The organism is Pseudomonas sp. NGC7, from assembly GCF_047159675.1.
Classification (GTDB): Bacteria; Pseudomonadota; Gammaproteobacteria; order Pseudomonadales; family Pseudomonadaceae; genus Aquipseudomonas; species Aquipseudomonas kermanshahensis.
This window is the reverse complement of record NZ_BAAFZY010000001.1, coordinates 1-15,250: the sequence shown is the minus strand read 5'-3', so window position 1 is coordinate 15,250 and position 15,250 is coordinate 1. Positions and strand designations below refer to the sequence as shown.

Genomic DNA, 15,250 nt, shown 5'->3' with positions numbered 1-15,250 from the left:
ATCATCGCAGCCAGAAACAGTTCAGCTGTGCCAATGCCTGCCCTGGTGCGCGAGCAGGCTGTTGGCCTGCTCAGGCCCGTTACTGCCAGCCGCGTAGGGGCGTGGGGCCTGGAAGTGCTCCTCCCAACCCTTGATGATCGGGTCGATCCAGGCCCAGGCCGCTTCGACCTCATCGCGGCGCATGAATAGCGTCGAATCACCCTCCAAAATGTCCAGCAACAGGCGTTCATAGGCGTCCCAGCGGCGCGTCTGGCCAAATACCTGAGCCAAGTTCAGGTCCAGGTCGACCGGCTCTAGGCGCATGCCCTTGCCAGGGCTCTTGGTCATCATGCGCAAGCTGATACGTTCTTCAGGCTGCAGCTGGATCAGCAGCTGGTTGACCTGGCCGCCGTTGAACAGCTCGTGGGGCACTGGCTTGAACTGGATGACGATCTGCGACGAGCGCCGCGCCATGCGTTTGCCGGTGCGCAGGTAAAAGGGCACGCCGGCCCAGCGCCAGTTATCGATGTGGGCCTGCACGGCAACGAAGGTCTCGGTGTCGCTGTCGTTGTCCACGTCTTTTTCGAAGTAGTACGCCGGCACTTCCTGCCCGCCGATGCGCCCGGCGCCATATTGGCCGCGTACGGTGGTGTCCTGTACGTCCTGGCCGGTGATCGGCTTCAGGGCACGTAGAATCTTCACTTTCTCGTCCCGCACCGCCTCGGCCTCGAACTGCGCCGGCGGCTCCATGGCCACCAGGCACAGCAACTGCAGCAGGTGGTTTTGCAGCATGTCGCGGGTTGCGCCAGCGCGGTCGTAGTAGCCGCCGCGGTTCTCCACACCCAGGGTTTCGCAGACGCTGATCTGCACATGGTCGACCTGGCTGTTGCGCCAGACCGGCTCCAGCAGGGCGTTGGCGAAACGCAGGGCCATCAGGTTCTGCACGGTCTCCTTGCCCAGGTAGTGGTCGATGCGGAACACCTGGGCTTCCTCGAACACCGTGCCAATCGCTTCATTGATGGCCGTGGCGGACGCGTGTGAATGGCCAATCGGTTTTTCCAGCACGATACGGGCCTCGGGGTCGGCCAGGCCGGCGATGCGCAGGTGGTTGGCGATGGGCACGAACAGGTTGGGGGCGGTGGCCAGGTAGAAGATCCGCGTCAGCCCGCCGGGCTCGCCGAGGTAGCGTGCCAGGCGGCCGAAGTCGGCGCTTTGCGCAGCGTCCATGGCGAAGTAGTCGAGCCGGGCGGAGAACCGCTGCCAGACCTCTTCGTCGAAGTCATTACGGGCAATTTGCGCCCGGCAGTGGCGCTCGGCGAGCTTCAGGTAGTCGTTACGTGGCAGGTTGCGCCGCGCCAGGGCGATGATCCGCACGGCGTTGTTCAGGCGAGCCTCGCGAAACAGGTGATAGAGCGCTGGAAGCAGTTTGTGCAGGGCCAGATCGCCGGTGCCACCGAAGACCAGAATGTCGCAAGGAATAGTCAAACCACCACTCTCCACGTTCGTTTAACTGGGCGGGTTGGCGCCCATGTAGTATAACTACAAGAAAGCTACATCCCGGCCAGCCGATCATAACCGAGTCCAGCCCGTGAATCTGTTGCAACATATCGCCCAATCGCGCCACCTGCTGCGCAAATCGGAACTGAAAGTGGCCGACCACGTGCTGCTAGACCCGGCTGCCGTCATGCACAGCTCGATGGCCGACTTGGCGCACAACGTGGGTATCAGTGAACCGACCATCGTGCGTTTCTGCCGGGCGATTGGCTGTTCAGGTTTCCAGGACCTCAAGTTGAAGCTGGCGCAGAGCCTGGCCGCCGGGGCCAGTTTTGGCCAGTTCGCCATCCATGAAGATGATTCGGTCGCCGATTACAGCCTGAAGATCTTCGACACTACCTTGCACACGCTGATGGAAGTGCGCGAGCACCTCGACCCGCAGGCGCTGCAGCAGGCTGTGAGCGCGATGGCGCAGGCGCAGCGTGTGGAGTTCTACGGTTTTGGCGCGTCCGGCGCGGTGGCTGCCGATGCCCAGCACAAATTCTTCCGCCTGCTGCTCAGTGCCGCCGCCTATTCCGACCCGCACATGCAGGCCATGTCGGCGGTCACCTTGAAGCCAGGCGATGTAGCGGTGTGCATTTCCCAGTCGGGCCGTTCCAAAGACCTGCTGATCACCGCCAACCTGGTGCGTGAAAGTGGCGCCAACCTGATCACCCTGTGCCCGAGCGCAACCCCGTTGGCGGAGCTTTCCACCGTCAACTTGGCGATCGACGTGCATGAAGACACCGAGATCTATACCCCGCTGACCTCCCGCATTGCGCACCTGGTGGTGATCGATGTGCTGGCCATGGGCGTTGCCATGGCGCGTGGGCCGAGCCTGGTCAACCACCTCAAGAGCGTGAAGCGCAGTTTGCGCAGCCTGCGGTTGTCGCCCAAGTCGATCAAGGCGACCGACGACTGACCCTCGCGATCATCTGCACGGCCCTTTGTAGGAGCAGCCTGGCGCTGCGAAGAGGCCGGTGAAAACGCCATGAATCTTCGCTGCTATCAATGGCCTCTTCGCAGCACAAGGCTGCTCCTTAGCGGGGGCAATGTCCGAGCATGAAGCCAGCGAAAATTCATGGTTTTGTAACCTCCCCACCGCAAAACCGTAAACCGCCAGCGCCAGTCTGAAACTCCCGCATCCTAACTGGGAGACAGGCAATGGCTCGTGACTTCGACGGTACGTACCAACCCAACGCCAAGGCTCGCAAGCAGCAGGAAAAGGATCAGCGCCGCATGGAGTATCGCCGCGCGATCGAAAGCTACTGCGACCAGCGTCAATTGCTTCGTGACTTGGCCGACTACCCTGAGCTACAAGCACTTACGGTGTGGCAGGCGTCGGCAGCGACTTCCCCGAAAAACGCTCCACAATTGCGCTGATAAGCACGCGTTCGCTGCGGATGAACGCTAAAAATGCCAGGGCCACCGGTGACTGCCGCTTGGCCTTGGCCTGTACCACGCACCAGCTTCGGTACAGCGGCAGTTCCTCCACCGGCAACTCTTTCAGCACCCCCGTGGCCAGCTCCATGTTCAACGCATGGCGGGTCAGCAGGGCGATGCCCAAGCCTGCGATCACACACTCGCGCTGGGCATCGGCCGAGGCCACTTCGAGGGTCTGGGTGAAGTGCACGCGCTTGTCCTTGAAGTACTCCTCGCACGCCTTGCGGGTGCCCGAGCCTTGTTCGCGGACCAGCAGGGTATGAGGTTCAAGGTCTTGCAGGCGCAGGTGCTCGAGCTTGCACAGTGGATGGTCCGGCGGTGCCACGGCGACGATCGGGTTGTTCAGGAACGGCAGGAATTCCAGGCCCATGTCCTGCGGGACCATGGACATGATAATCAGGTCGTCACGGTTGTCCGAAAGGCGCCGGATCGCCTGGGCGCGGTTGACCACCGTGAGCGTCAGGTTGACCTCCGGGTGTCGTTGCTTGAAGGCGGCGAACAGGTGTGGCACGAAGTACTTGGCACTGGACTCGATCGCCAGCTTCAGCTGCCCTTGCAGTGAGCCCTGCATGTCCGACAGTTGCATGTCGAGGCTTTCTAGCCGGCCGAAGATGTCGCGGCTGGCGCGCTGCAGCGCTTCGGCCGCTTCGGTCAGGTAGAGCTTCTTGCCGACGTACTCGAACAGCGGCTGGCCGATCAGTTCTTCAAGCTGGCGGATCTGTAGACTAACGGCGGGTTGCGTGAGCGCCATCTCCTCGGCCGCGCGGCTGTACGAGCGCAGATCGCACACTTCGTTGAAGATCTGTAACTGACGTAAAGTCATACGCATCAAGGACTTACGCATTTTTATCCAGGCTCCGGCAAAACCTTGTTACGGCACTATAAGCTTTTGCTAATACTGCCCCTAACAAATATTGATTTTTGTTTATCGACCTACAGCGCTAGGGTGAATGTGCGACTGGCCAGCAACGTCTGGTCACGCGCCGACCGGTAGAACCGGCTCGACTGTTCCTACGGCTTTGGGAAGACTCCAGTGATAAAAAAAATCCTGATCGCCAACCGAGGTGAAATCGCAGTTCGGATCGTGCGTGCCTGCGCCGAGATGGGCATTCGCTCGGTAGCGATCTATTCCGACGCCGACCGTCATGCGCTGCATGTGAAGCGCGCTGACGAGGCCCACAGCATCGGTGCCGAGCCGCTGGCCGGGTACCTGAACCCGCGCAAGCTGGTGAACCTCGCTGTCGAAACCGGTTGTGATGCCCTGCACCCGGGTTACGGTTTCCTGTCGGAAAACGCTGAACTGGCAGAGATCTGCGCCGAGCGCGGGATCAAGTTCATCGGCCCGGCTGCCGAAGTCATTCGCCGCATGGGCGACAAGACCGAAGCGCGCCGCACCATGATCAAGGCCGGCGTCCCGGTCACACCGGGCACCGAAGGTAACGTTGCCGATATCCATGAAGCCCTGAGCGAAGGTGACCGCATCGGTTACCCGGTGATGCTCAAGGCCACCTCCGGCGGTGGCGGCCGCGGTATTCGCCGTTGCAACAGCCGTGAAGAGCTGGAGCAGAACTTCCCCCGGGTGATTTCCGAGGCTACCAAGGCCTTCGGTTCGGCGGAAGTGTTCCTGGAAAAGTGCATCGTCAACCCCAAGCACATCGAGGCGCAGATTCTCGGTGACAGCTTCGGCAACGTGGTGCACCTGTTCGAGCGCGACTGCTCGATCCAGCGCCGCAACCAGAAGCTCATCGAGATCGCCCCAAGCCCACAGCTCACCCCCGAGCAGCGTGCCTACATCGGCGACCTGGCGGTGCGTGCAGCCAAGGCTGTGAATTACGAAAACGCCGGTACCGTGGAGTTCTTGCTCGCCGATGGCGAGGTGTACTTCATGGAAATGAACACCCGGGTGCAGGTGGAGCACACCATCACCGAGGAAATCACCGGCATCGACATCGTGCGTGAGCAGATCCGCATCGCATCGGGCCTGCCGCTGTCGGTCAAGCAGGAAGACATCCAGCACCGCGGCTACGCGCTGCAGTTCCGGATCAACGCCGAAGACCCGAAAAACAACTTCCTGCCCAGCTTTGGCAAGATCACCCGTTACTACGCACCCGGCGGCCCAGGCGTGCGCACCGACACGGCCATCTACACCGGCTACACCATTCCGCCGTTCTACGACTCCATGTGCCTGAAACTGGTGGTCTGGGCATTGACCTGGGAAGAAGCCATGGACCGCGGCCTGCGGGCCCTGGACGACATGCGCGTGCAAGGGGTGAAGACCACTGCAGCGTATTACCAGGAAATCCTGCGCAACCCGGAATTCCGTAGCGGCCAGTTCAACACCAGCTTCGTCGAAAGCCACCCTGAACTGACCAACTACTCGATCAAGCGCAAACCCGAAGAGCTGGCCCTGGCCATCGCCGCCGCCATCGCCGCCCACGCAGGCCTGTGAGGAACCTAATAATGTCCAAGAAAATCCACGTAACCGACACGATCCTGCGCGACGCCCACCAGTCCCTGCTGGCCACCCGCATGCGTACCGAAGACATGCTGCCGATCTGCGAAAAGCTCGACAAAGTCGGCTACTGGTCGCTGGAAGTCTGGGGCGGTGCCACCTTCGACGCCTGTGTGCGCTTCCTCAAGGAAGACCCGTGGGAGCGCCTGCGCAAGCTGCGCGCCGCGCTGCCCAATACCCGCCTGCAAATGCTGCTGCGCGGCCAGAACCTGCTGGGCTACCGCCACTACAGCGATGACGTGGTCAAAGCCTTTGTCGCCAAGGCCGCCGTCAACGGCATCGATGTGTTCCGCATCTTCGACGCCATGAACGATGTGCGTAACCTGCGCGTGGCCATCGAAGCGGTCAAGGCCGCCGGCAAGCACGCCCAGGGCACCATCGCCTACACCACCAGCCCGGTGCACACCATCGAAGCCTTCGTGAACCAGGCCAAGCAGATGGAAGCCATGGGTTGCGACTCGGTGGCGATCAAGGACATGGCCGGCCTGCTGACCCCGTTTGCCACGGGCGAGCTGGTCAAGGCACTGAAGGCCGAGCAGTCGCTGCCGGTATTCATCCACTCCCACGACACCGCTGGCCTGGCTGCCATGTGCCAGCTCAAGGCTGTGGAAAACGGTGCCGACCACATCGACACCGCAATCTCCAGCTTCGCCTGGGGCACCAGCCACCCGGGTACCGAGTCGATGGTCGCGGCGCTCAAGGGCAGCGAGTTCGACACCGGCCTGGACCTGGAGCTGCTGCAGGAAATCGGCCTGTACTTCTACGCCGTGCGCAAGAAGTACCACCAGTTCGAAAGCGAGTTCACTGCGGTGGACACCCGCGTGCAGGTCAACCAGGTGCCGGGCGGCATGATTTCCAACCTGGCCAACCAGCTCAAGGAGCAGGGCGCCCTCAACCGCATGAACGAAGTGCTGGCGGAAATCCCGCGGGTGCGTGAAGACCTCGGCTTCCCTCCGCTGGTGACCCCGACTTCGCAAATCGTCGGTACCCAGGCGTTCTTCAACGTGCTGGCCGGCGAGCGCTACAAGACCATCACCAACGAGGTGAAGCTGTACCTGCAAGGCGGTTACGGCAAAGCCCCGGGCGTGGTCAACGAGCAACTGCGCCGCCAGGCCATTGGCAGCGAAGAAGTGATCGACGTGCGCCCGGCCGACCTGCTCAAGCCAGAAATGACCAAGCTGCGTAACGACATCGGCGCCCTGGCGCGTTGCGAAGAAGACGTGCTGACCTTCGCCATGTTCCCGGACATCGGCCGCAAGTTCCTCGAAGAGCGTGAAGCCGGCACCCTGACCCCCGAAGCCCTGTTGCCGATCCCGGAAGCCGGCGCTATTGCCGCACCTGGCGGCGAAGGCGTGCCGACCGAGTTCGTCATCGACGTGCACGGCGAAACCTACCGTGTGGACATCACCGGTGTGGGCGTCAAGGCAGAGGGCAAGCGTCACTTCTACCTGTCGATCGACGGCATGCCGGAAGAAGTGGTGTTCGAGCCGCTCAACGAGTTCGTCGGCGGCGGCGGCAGCAAGCGTAAGCAGGCCACCGACCCTGGCCATGTCAGCACCACCATGCCTGGCAACATCGTCGATGTACTGGTCAAGGAAGGCGACATGGTCAAGGCCGGCCAAGCCGTGCTGATCACCGAAGCCATGAAGATGGAGACCGAAGTGCAGGCAGCGATCGCCGGCAAAGTCGTGGCCATCCACGTGGCCAAGGGCGACCGCGTGACCCCGGGCGAGATCCTGATCGAGATTGAAGGTTGATAAAAACCTTTAGCTAAAAACGGTTTACCTCTGGGGAGCGGATGCTCCCCTTTTTTATGCATTAAATTGCATATTTTGAACGGTGGCCGTCGAAAATATGCATTTTAATGCATAAATAGTGGGTTTATGGTCGTCAAATATGCACTATATTGCAGGTGTTGCTGCTGTGGGCCCTGGTCATGTACTCGATAACGCTACAAATCTACGCTGATTGCGCTTGGCAAGATGCGATGACGCTCTCTTTCGCTCAGCCGGAACAGGGCTTCGTCGGCCCTTGCTCAATTGCCTATGAATCGTCCTACATCAGGGCCAACCTTGATGCTTACCAGAGCCAGTTCGCGAAAGCGGTAAGTGCTCGCTTGCCTGTGGATTTCGATAGTTTTTCGCTCTCCGAAGCCCCTGCATTCATCCATGACATCGCGCCTTCGGGGGCTGCGAAGCGATTTCTGCTGGCGCATATGGGTCGAGAGAAACCGGAGGGCCTGAGTGACGACATGTTCCTGCTAGCCAGAAGCACACCAGCTCCAATAGGTAACCTGCGGGTCAAGGAGTCGATGACGCACCTCGACACGCGTGAGCCGATGGGGTTCAGCAGGCAGGATGTGGTCAGTCGTGATCAGCAATTTCTCGAGTACGCGTATGAGCAGGGCGCGGCAATAGGCGGAGCGACCGGCGCGGGGGGAGAGGCGCCCAAACTGTTGATGACAGAAGGCCAAGACGGTCTGCTGTACCCAGATGCTGCCCTTGCGGATGCACAGGCTAGACGACATTGGTTCATCAAATTCGCTCGCAACCAAGCCCTTAAAAATGATCAGGAAATACTCAGGGCCGAGTACCTGTACTACCGGGCATTGCACACGCTGGGTATCGAGACGGTGGCCACCGACGAAATGGCCTTGGAAGAGGGTGAGAAACCCAGTCTCTGGATGCGCAGGTTCGACCGCAAAGTGACTGAACATGGCGTAGAGCGACTTGCCGTGGAGTCTATCTATTCGTTGGCCGGCATCACCCTGCCGGGTAGCCGGCTGGACCACCGGGACGTGCTGACGGGCTTGGTACGGCTCTGGAAAGAGGCCGGTCAAGAGCAACAGGTAAATGACCTGATTGCCGAGTACCTGCGCCGAGACCTGATCAACAAGATACTGGGCAACTCGGACAATCATGGGCGCAACATGGCCGTCATTCGCGCTGATGACAGGTTGCGGTTGGCGCCGATCTACGATTTGGCGCCCATGGTATTGGATGCCGAAGGTGTCACCCGCACGACCAAATGGTCATCCGATATTGAGCGTGCTGGAGAGGTCGACTGGCGCAGGGCGTGTGAGAGCCTGTCGCCATTGATCAGTCCTGAGCAGGCGTTCGAACAATTGCGTCAGGATGCGGCTCTGCTGTTGGCACTTCCGGATCTGCTCCGCGACTCTGGCTTGCCGGAGGTGGTGATGAATCATCCTGCTGTCGCGCTAAGACAACTCGAGCAGCGTTTTAGAGGGTGGGGTCTGCTATGACACTGACACCCGAGCAACGGGCCAAAGTCATTGATGATGTTCAGCAATGGATCGCCGACGGTACGTGGGACATGGGTACGGCGGTACGTCATTTGCGCGTGACGGTGGCAGGGCTTCAACAGTCCCAGTTTGCTCGCATGTGCAAGGTATCGTTGCGCACCCTTATCCAGATCGAGGGGGGCGAGGGCAACCCTACTCTCAAATCAATGAATGCCGTACTTCGCCCGTTTGGTCTTCAGGTAGGCGTGGTCAGACGCCAGCGTCAGGTCATCTGACGCCGGCGTTCAGTGCTGATAGCCCTTGCCAAAATGCCGCTCCAGCTTGGCCTGCACCAGTTCCAGCAAAATCGACAGTACCCAGTAGATCACCGCTGCGGTCGTCAGCATCTCCAGGTAGCGGTAGCTGGAACGGCCATAGGACTGGGCCAGGAACATCACTTCCCACACGCCCATCACCGAAATCAGCGACGAGTCCTTGAGCATCGAGATGAACTGGTTGGCGCTTGGCGGGATGATGGTGCGCATGGCCTGGGGCAGGGTGACGTGCCAGAAGATCTGCGCAGGGCCGAGGCCTAGCGCCATCGCCGCCTGGCGTTGCCCGGGTGCCACGCCAAGAATGCCGGCTCGGAAGATTTCGCTGAGGTAGGCGCCATAGTTCAGCGACAGGGCGATGATGCCGGCACTGATGGCCCCAGGCACCACACCGAGCTGCGGCAAGCCCAGGTAGATCAGCAGGATCTGGATCAGCAGCGGTGTGCCACGGAAGAACGACGTGTAGAAGCTGGCGATGCCCAGTAGCACTGCGCTGCTCGACAGGCGTGCCAGCGCTGCAGCGAAGCCCAGTGCCACGGAAACGACGATGGAGCACACGCACAGGAACAGGGTCAGTGCCGCGCCTTGCAAGAACCCGTTCGGCCCCAGCTTGAACCCCGCCAGATACGGGAATTTCTCGACAATGATCGAAAACTTGAGATCAAAGCTCAGGAAAAACGCGGCAAACAGCACAAACAGCCCAACCCAGGTCAGGTATAGGCGTGTGCGGAATCCGAACAGTCCAGCGCCCGAGGTTTTGGCAGTCGGGCGAGGGGCAGGTTGATGAGCACTCATTTACTGATATCGGCGCCGATCCATTTCTGGGACAGCTTGGCCAAGGTACCGTCGGCCTTGAGCTCGGCGAAAACTTGGCGCAGCTTGGCATCCCACTCCGGGTCGCCTTTTTCGATGGCCACCGAGTTGGGTTCTTCATAAAGCGGCGCGCCGGCCAGTTTGAAGCGTTTGTCCTGGTCGAGGCGGGGCTGGGCGGTGACCAGGTTGGTCAGGATCGCGTCCAGGCGCACGCCGGCACCCAGGCCCAGGTCCTGGAAGGCGACGTTGTCGGTGTCGTAGGGGGCGATTTGCACCATTTCGAAGGGGTAATCGATTTTTTTGTCTTCGTTGCCTTCGATGACCAGGTTCTTGTTCAGGTAGCTCTCGTAGCTGGATGCGCTGGTCAAGCCGACCTTGCGGCCATCCAGGTCCTTGGCCGAATGAATGCGATCGTCCTTGGCGTTGACCACGATCACGGCGGGCGAGGCGTAGTACTCGACCGGGAAATCAAACACTTCGGCGCGCGCCTTGCTTGGCGTCATGGAGCAGATGCAAAGGTCGTAGCGGCCACTCCAGCGGCCCGCGGCAATCACATCCCAGGACGGCGTTTCCAGGCGCAGCTTGACGCCCAGTTTTTCGGCGACGGCCTTGGCCACATCCACGTCAAAACCATCGAGCTGGTTCTGCGCGTTCAGGAACGAGAACGGCGGATAGCTTTCCATCAGCACGTTGACCATTTCCTTGCGCGATTCCACTCGGTCCAACGTGGCGCCTGCGAAGGCTTGAGTGGTGGCACACAGGGCGATGAGGCCGGTGCCGAGCAAGGTAAGCAAGCGCATGGAAGTACCTGAAAAAGTTGTTGGACAATCGGTGCTGGGTATTTAATAGTTATAACAAGTTACACACTAATGAATTTTATTCATAAACATATAAGTGATAGTCATATGGGCGAACGATCGCTGGTAATTCTGGATGGCGGTATGGGGCGAGAGCTGCAGCGTCGTGGTGCGCCGTTTCGGCAGCCCGAGTGGTCAGCGCTGGCCTTGAGCGAAGCACCTGAGGCGGTGCTGGCGGTGCATACGGCGTATATCGAGGCCGGGGCTCAGGTCATCACCAGCAACAGCTATGCGGTAGTGCCCTTCCATATTGGTGAAGAGCGGTTCGCCCAGGAAGGGCGCACCTTGGCTGCAACGGCGGGGCAATTGGCCCGTGCGGCAGCCGATGCGGCTGCCGCGCCGGTACGCGTGGCCGGTTCGCTGCCGCCGTTGTTCGGCTCTTATCGCCCGGACCTGTATCAGCCCGAGCGCGTCGCCGAAGTGCTGACCCCCCTGCTGGCAGGCCTGTCGCCCTACGTGGACCTGTGGCTGGCAGAAACCCAGAGCTCGATCGAAGAAGTTCGGGCCATCGGCGCGCAACTGCCCCAGGACGGCAGGCCGTTCTGGGTATCGTTCACGCTGCAGGACGAAGGTGACATCGACGTGCCGCGCCTGCGTTCCGGACAAACGGTCGCCGACGCGGCCGAAGCGATTGCCGGGCTGGGTGTCAGTACGCTGTTGTTCAACTGCAGCCAGCCTGAGGTGATTGGCGCGGCGCTGGACGTGGCGCGCGAGACCTTCGAGCGCCTGGGCGCGGACATCGCCATCGGCGCCTACGCCAATGCATTCCCGCCACAGCCCAAGGACGCCACCGCCAACGATGGCCTCGATGATCTGCGTGAAGACCTTGACCCACCGGGCTACCTGAGCTGGGCCAGCAACTGGCGGCAACGCGGCGCGAGCCTGCTCGGCGGTTGCTGTGGGATTGGCCCGGAGCACATTTCGGCGCTCAAGGCCAACCTGGCCTGATCACCCGTTGCGGCAGGCTTCCAGCGTCCTGGCTTGCCCCTCAGGGCGCTGGTTGTCGGCACTCAACCAGCGCTCGAACCCTGCCGCTACCTGTGGCCATTCATCATCGGTAATCGAGTACCACGCGGTGTCGCGGTTGTGGTCCTTGACCACCAGGTGCTTGCGGAAAACCCCTTCGTAGACAAAGCCAAACCGTTCTGCCGCGCGCTTGGAGCGGGCATTGGCGTTGTTGCACTTCCACTCGAGCCTGCGGTTGCCCAGCTCGAACGCCCGCTTGCCCAACAGGTACACCGCTTCGGTGCCCTTGGGCGTGCGCTGCATGGCGGCGCCGAAGGCGATGTGGCCGATCTCGATGCGGCCATGGTCGGGCACGATCGACATCAGGCTGAGAATGCCCTGGGCCTGGCCGGTGGGGCGGTCGATGACGGTAAAGAACAACGGGTCTGGGCTGGCGGCATTGCCTTGCAGCCAGCGGTCGAAGGCGCCGCGTTCCGGGAATGGCCCATAGGGCAGGTAATCCCACAGAACCGGGTCTGCATCCGGGCCTTGCAGTACGTCCCAGAGGTCGTCGCCGTGGCGCGCCGGGTCGAGTTTTTCCAGGCGGATGAAGCGGCCCTCGATGGGCGCTGCCGTGGGCGCGGTGGCGGGTTTCCAGTTCAGTGCGTCAGTCATGTCGTGCCTACAGCCCTTTGCGGAATTGAATGAAGCCCGGCCGCTCGGCGACCTGTTGGTACAGGCTGATGGCGGTGGCGTTGGTCTCGTGGGTCAGCCAGTGCACCTTAGCGCAGCCGGCAGCCTTGGCAGTGGCATAGACATGCTCGATCAGTTGGCGGCCGATGCCCAGGCCACGTTGCGTGTTATCCACATAAAGGTCCTGCAGGTAGCACGAATTTTCGATGCTCCAGTTGGAACGATGATAGATCCAGTTGACCATTCCTACGGCCTTGCCATCGACCCAGGCCAGGGCCGAGTGAGTGGGCTCGTTGGGGTCGAGCAGGCGCTGCCAGGTGTTGGCGCTGACCGCTTCGGCCAATTCGGTTTCGTAGAAGCGTAAGTAGGCCTGCCACAGGGCAAGCCAGGCTGCATGGTCGTTGGCGCTGACGGGGCGCAGGGTGACGTTGGGCATGGGCTTTTCCTTCAGAGTTGGCGCATGTGCGCCGCCAGTTGGTTGTCAGGGTAGTCGGCACTGCCGCTCAGGCCTTCACGCACGCCTGCGATGTCCTCGGCCGAACGGTTTTGGCTGAGCTTGCGGGCGCCTTGCAGGCGGGCGATCGGCAGGCGTATGCCGACAATGGCGCGCAGCATGCCGTCGATGTAGTCGCTGGGGGCGTCGGAGACCTTCCAGGGTTCACTGCGGCCCTGCTCGTGACGGTCGGTCAGGCGGCTGACGATCTGCAGCAGGGGCGCGGCTTCGTGGATCACTTCAACCGGGCCGTAGGCGTGCACCGCCAGGTAGTTCCAGGTCGGTACCACCTTGGGGTTCTCGGCCTTGCTGGGGTAGTAGCTGGGGCTGACATAAGCGTCAGCGCCGGGGAACACCAGCAGCGCTTCAGTGCCTTGCTCCAGGTCTTTCCACTGAGCATTGGCCCGCGCCAAGTGCGCGTAGACCGTGCCGAACTCGCCTTGCTCGGGGTCGATCAACACCGGCAGGTGGGTGGCCAGCAGCCCGTGTTCACCGTGGCTGATGAGTACGGCAAGGCGAGTATCGGCCATATGCTGGTGCAGGCGATCGAGGTCGTGTTCCTGGTGGGGCTTGCTGTTGTACATGGTGGGTTCCTTGTCGAATGGCTCCATCCTAGGCAGGCTATTGGTTCTGTGTAAGATCCATTTATGACTGATTTGACAGGTCCAATACGGTGAACAAGCGCCCCCTCATCTTGCCCTTCGACCCCGCTGGCATCGTGCTGGACCGCCAGCGAGGGCTCAGCCAGCAGCTTTACCAGGCCTTGCGTGCACGGGTGCTGGATGGGCGCCTGAGCAGCGGTACGCGGTTACCGGCCAGCCGTGACCTGGCAGCCATCCTCGCGCTGTCGCGCAACAGTGTGGTGCGTGCCTACGACCAGTTGTATGCCGAAGGGTATATCGAGAGCCGGGTGGGGGACGGCACCTATGTCACCCAGCTCGATAAACTATCCACACAACTGTCCACAGGGTTATCCCTAGGGTTATCAACAGGTTTATCCACATTTTCCTCAGAAAAGACTGAGGATTTATCCAGCTGTGAGCGCACCAGCGAGCCTTTGGAGCGTCTGAAAAGTAACCATTTGCCGCCTCCCAGAAGTGGCGCGCCGCGCGCATTCCGGGTGGGCATTCCTGCATTCGATCTGTTCCCGTTTGACGTCTGGGCCAAGCTGCAAGCGGGTTTCTGGCGTAACCCGGACCCTGCGCAGCTGGGCTACGGTGAAGCGGCAGGTGAGCTGCAGCTGCGCGAGCTGATTGCCACCTATTTACGCCGTTCGCGGGGCTTATCGTGCACGGCTGAACAAATTGTGATCACCAGTGGTGCACAGCAGGCCATCAGCCTTTGTGCACAGTTGCTGTTGCAGCCTGGCGAGGGGGTGGCTGTGGAAAACCCGGGCTACCGGGCCGCCGGGCATACCTTCGCCGTGGCGGGTGGCAGAGTGATGGGCGTGCCAGTGGATGACGAGGGTATGGATTGCCAGCGGCTGATGCAGCTGGCGGACTGCCGCTTGGCCTATGTGACGCCGGCCCACCAGTACCCGACCGGGGTAACCATGAGCCTGGCACGGCGCCTGGCATTGCTGGCCTGGGCCGAGCGTAGCGATGGTTGGATCATCGAAGACGATTACGACGGCGAGTACCGCTACAGCGGTGCGCCATTGGCACCGCTGGCGGCATTGGACCGGCAGGGGCGGGTGCTGTACATCGGCACGTTCGGCAAGATTGCCTTCCCCGCGTTACGCCTGGGCTACCTGGTGCTGCCTGGGCGCCTGGTGCAGGCCTTCAGCCAGGGGCGGGCGTTGGCCATGCGGCATTCGGAGGTCAGTAGCCAGTGTGTGATGGCCGAGTTCATGGCCCAAGGGCATTTCCAGCGGCACATACGGCGTATGCGCCGGGCGGCGTTGAGCCGGCGCAACGTGCTCAAGGCGGGCTGGCCTGTGGATGTTCCAGGCTTGGGCGCCATGCCGGAAGTGGCGGCAGGACTACACGTGAAGGTGGATGTGGATAACTTTGCGCGGGAACAAGCCTTGGTCGCCAAGGCTGAAGCGGTTGGCGTTGAGGTGAATCCACTGAGTAGTTACTGGTTGGATGACAGCGAGGTGCCTGTGGATAAGCGGGCAGGGTTGGTGCTGGGGTTTGCGGCCGTGCCGGAAGGCGACATCGCCAATGCACTGATGCGATTGCGCAGTGCCTGGCGAAAGTGAACGGGGCCGCTGTGCGGCCCAATCGACACCCTTTGCGCCAAGCCATACCCCGGTAGGAGCAGCCTTGTGCTGCGAAGAGGCCGGTAAAGGCAGCGAAGATGCTGCTGGGTTTACTGGCCTCTTCGCAGCACAAGGCTGCTCCTATGTATGGACTCGCCCACACTGTCTAGCTGCTTTTGAACTTAGGAACCCGGTTGCATCTATGT

Annotated in this window: 15 protein-coding genes; 8 read left to right on the top strand and 7 right to left on the bottom strand. The window is 61.3% G+C overall.

What is annotated here, in order from left to right:
* Positions 1 to 21 precede the first annotated feature (21 nt).
* Positions 22 to 1,464 (bottom strand): glucose-6-phosphate dehydrogenase, encoded by a 1,443-nt coding sequence (gene zwf / locus ACMCNM_RS00075; protein ID WP_412763749.1) that lies wholly within the window; start codon positions 1,462 to 1,464, stop codon positions 22 to 24.
* Positions 1,465 to 1,567: 103 nt separating this feature from the next.
* On the opposite strand from zwf, the gene hexR reads away from it, so the two are divergent.
* Positions 1,568 to 2,434, top strand: a complete 867-nt coding sequence (gene hexR / locus ACMCNM_RS00070; protein ID WP_027592102.1) for a transcriptional regulator HexR — start codon at positions 1,568 to 1,570, stop codon at positions 2,432 to 2,434.
* 242 nt (positions 2,435 to 2,676) lie between these two features.
* A complete protein-coding gene (locus tag ACMCNM_RS00065) occupies positions 2,677 to 2,895 on the top strand; it encodes a PA3496 family putative envelope integrity protein (protein ID WP_081717438.1) in 219 nt (72 codons plus the stop codon).
* Here the strand turns inward: ACMCNM_RS00065 and ACMCNM_RS00060 are convergent.
* The gene (locus ACMCNM_RS00060) at positions 2,837 to 3,799 is read right to left on the bottom strand and encodes a LysR family transcriptional regulator (protein ID WP_027592103.1); all 963 of its coding nucleotides are present in this window, start codon (positions 3,797 to 3,799) and stop codon (positions 2,837 to 2,839) included. The genes ACMCNM_RS00065 and ACMCNM_RS00060 overlap by 59 nt on opposite strands.
* A gap of 189 nt (positions 3,800 to 3,988) precedes the next feature.
* On the opposite strand from ACMCNM_RS00060, the gene ACMCNM_RS00055 reads away from it, so the two are divergent.
* The 4 genes from ACMCNM_RS00055 to ACMCNM_RS00040 all read left to right on the top strand — a co-directional run bounded on the left by ACMCNM_RS00055 (position 3,989) and on the right by ACMCNM_RS00040 (position 9,004).
* Entirely contained in the window at positions 3,989 to 5,404 is a 1,416-nt protein-coding gene (locus ACMCNM_RS00055) for an acetyl-CoA carboxylase biotin carboxylase subunit (protein WP_027592104.1), read from the top strand.
* 11 nt (positions 5,405 to 5,415) lie between these two features.
* Positions 5,416 to 7,224: a sodium-extruding oxaloacetate decarboxylase subunit alpha gene (gene oadA / locus ACMCNM_RS00050; protein ID WP_027592105.1), complete on the top strand. Its 1,809-nt coding sequence runs from the start codon at positions 5,416 to 5,418 to the stop codon at positions 7,222 to 7,224.
* Positions 7,225 to 7,403: 179 nt separating this feature from the next.
* Positions 7,404 to 8,729, top strand: a complete 1,326-nt coding sequence (locus ACMCNM_RS00045; RefSeq protein ID WP_412765891.1) for a type II toxin-antitoxin system HipA family toxin — start codon at positions 7,404 to 7,406, stop codon at positions 8,727 to 8,729.
* Positions 8,726 to 9,004, top strand: a complete 279-nt coding sequence (locus ACMCNM_RS00040; RefSeq protein ID WP_027592107.1) for a helix-turn-helix transcriptional regulator — start codon at positions 8,726 to 8,728, stop codon at positions 9,002 to 9,004. The genes ACMCNM_RS00045 and ACMCNM_RS00040 overlap by 4 nt, the downstream gene beginning before the upstream one ends.
* Positions 9,005 to 9,013: 9 nt before the next feature.
* On the opposite strand, the gene ACMCNM_RS00035 is transcribed toward ACMCNM_RS00040, so the two are convergent.
* Positions 9,014 to 9,835, bottom strand: coding sequence for an amino acid ABC transporter permease (locus ACMCNM_RS00035; RefSeq protein ID WP_085272153.1), 822 nt, complete (start codon positions 9,833 to 9,835; stop codon positions 9,014 to 9,016).
* A complete protein-coding gene (locus tag ACMCNM_RS00030; protein ID WP_027592109.1) occupies positions 9,832 to 10,653 on the bottom strand; it encodes an ABC transporter substrate-binding protein in 822 nt (273 codons plus the stop codon). The genes ACMCNM_RS00035 and ACMCNM_RS00030 overlap by 4 nt, the downstream gene beginning before the upstream one ends.
* A 105-nt stretch (positions 10,654 to 10,758) precedes the next feature.
* Here ACMCNM_RS00030 and ACMCNM_RS00025 point away from each other — a divergent pair, with 105 nt between their 5' ends.
* Positions 10,759 to 11,658 (top strand): homocysteine S-methyltransferase family protein, encoded by a 900-nt coding sequence (locus ACMCNM_RS00025; RefSeq protein WP_412763748.1) that lies wholly within the window; start codon positions 10,759 to 10,761, stop codon positions 11,656 to 11,658.
* Here the strand turns inward: ACMCNM_RS00025 and ACMCNM_RS00020 are convergent, their stop codons facing one another.
* From ACMCNM_RS00020 to ACMCNM_RS00010, 3 genes are read right to left on the bottom strand one after another with little or no spacing between them, the layout of a single operon-like run.
* The gene (locus ACMCNM_RS00020) at positions 11,659 to 12,330 is read right to left on the bottom strand and encodes a GNAT family N-acetyltransferase (RefSeq protein ID WP_186703061.1); all 672 of its coding nucleotides are present in this window, start codon (positions 12,328 to 12,330) and stop codon (positions 11,659 to 11,661) included.
* A gap of 7 nt (positions 12,331 to 12,337) precedes the next feature.
* The gene (locus tag ACMCNM_RS00015) at positions 12,338 to 12,784 is read right to left on the bottom strand and encodes an N-acetyltransferase family protein (RefSeq protein WP_412763747.1); all 447 of its coding nucleotides are present in this window, start codon (positions 12,782 to 12,784) and stop codon (positions 12,338 to 12,340) included.
* A gap of 11 nt (positions 12,785 to 12,795) precedes the next feature.
* Complete coding sequence (locus ACMCNM_RS00010; RefSeq protein ID WP_027592113.1) at positions 12,796 to 13,425, bottom strand: FMN-binding negative transcriptional regulator; 630 nt, start codon at positions 13,423 to 13,425, stop codon at positions 12,796 to 12,798.
* 89 nt (positions 13,426 to 13,514) lie between these two features.
* Here ACMCNM_RS00010 and ACMCNM_RS00005 point away from each other — a divergent pair, with 89 nt between their 5' ends.
* Positions 13,515 to 15,044, top strand: coding sequence for a PLP-dependent aminotransferase family protein (locus ACMCNM_RS00005; protein WP_412763746.1), 1,530 nt, complete (start codon positions 13,515 to 13,517; stop codon positions 15,042 to 15,044).
* Positions 15,045 to 15,250 lie beyond the last annotated feature (206 nt).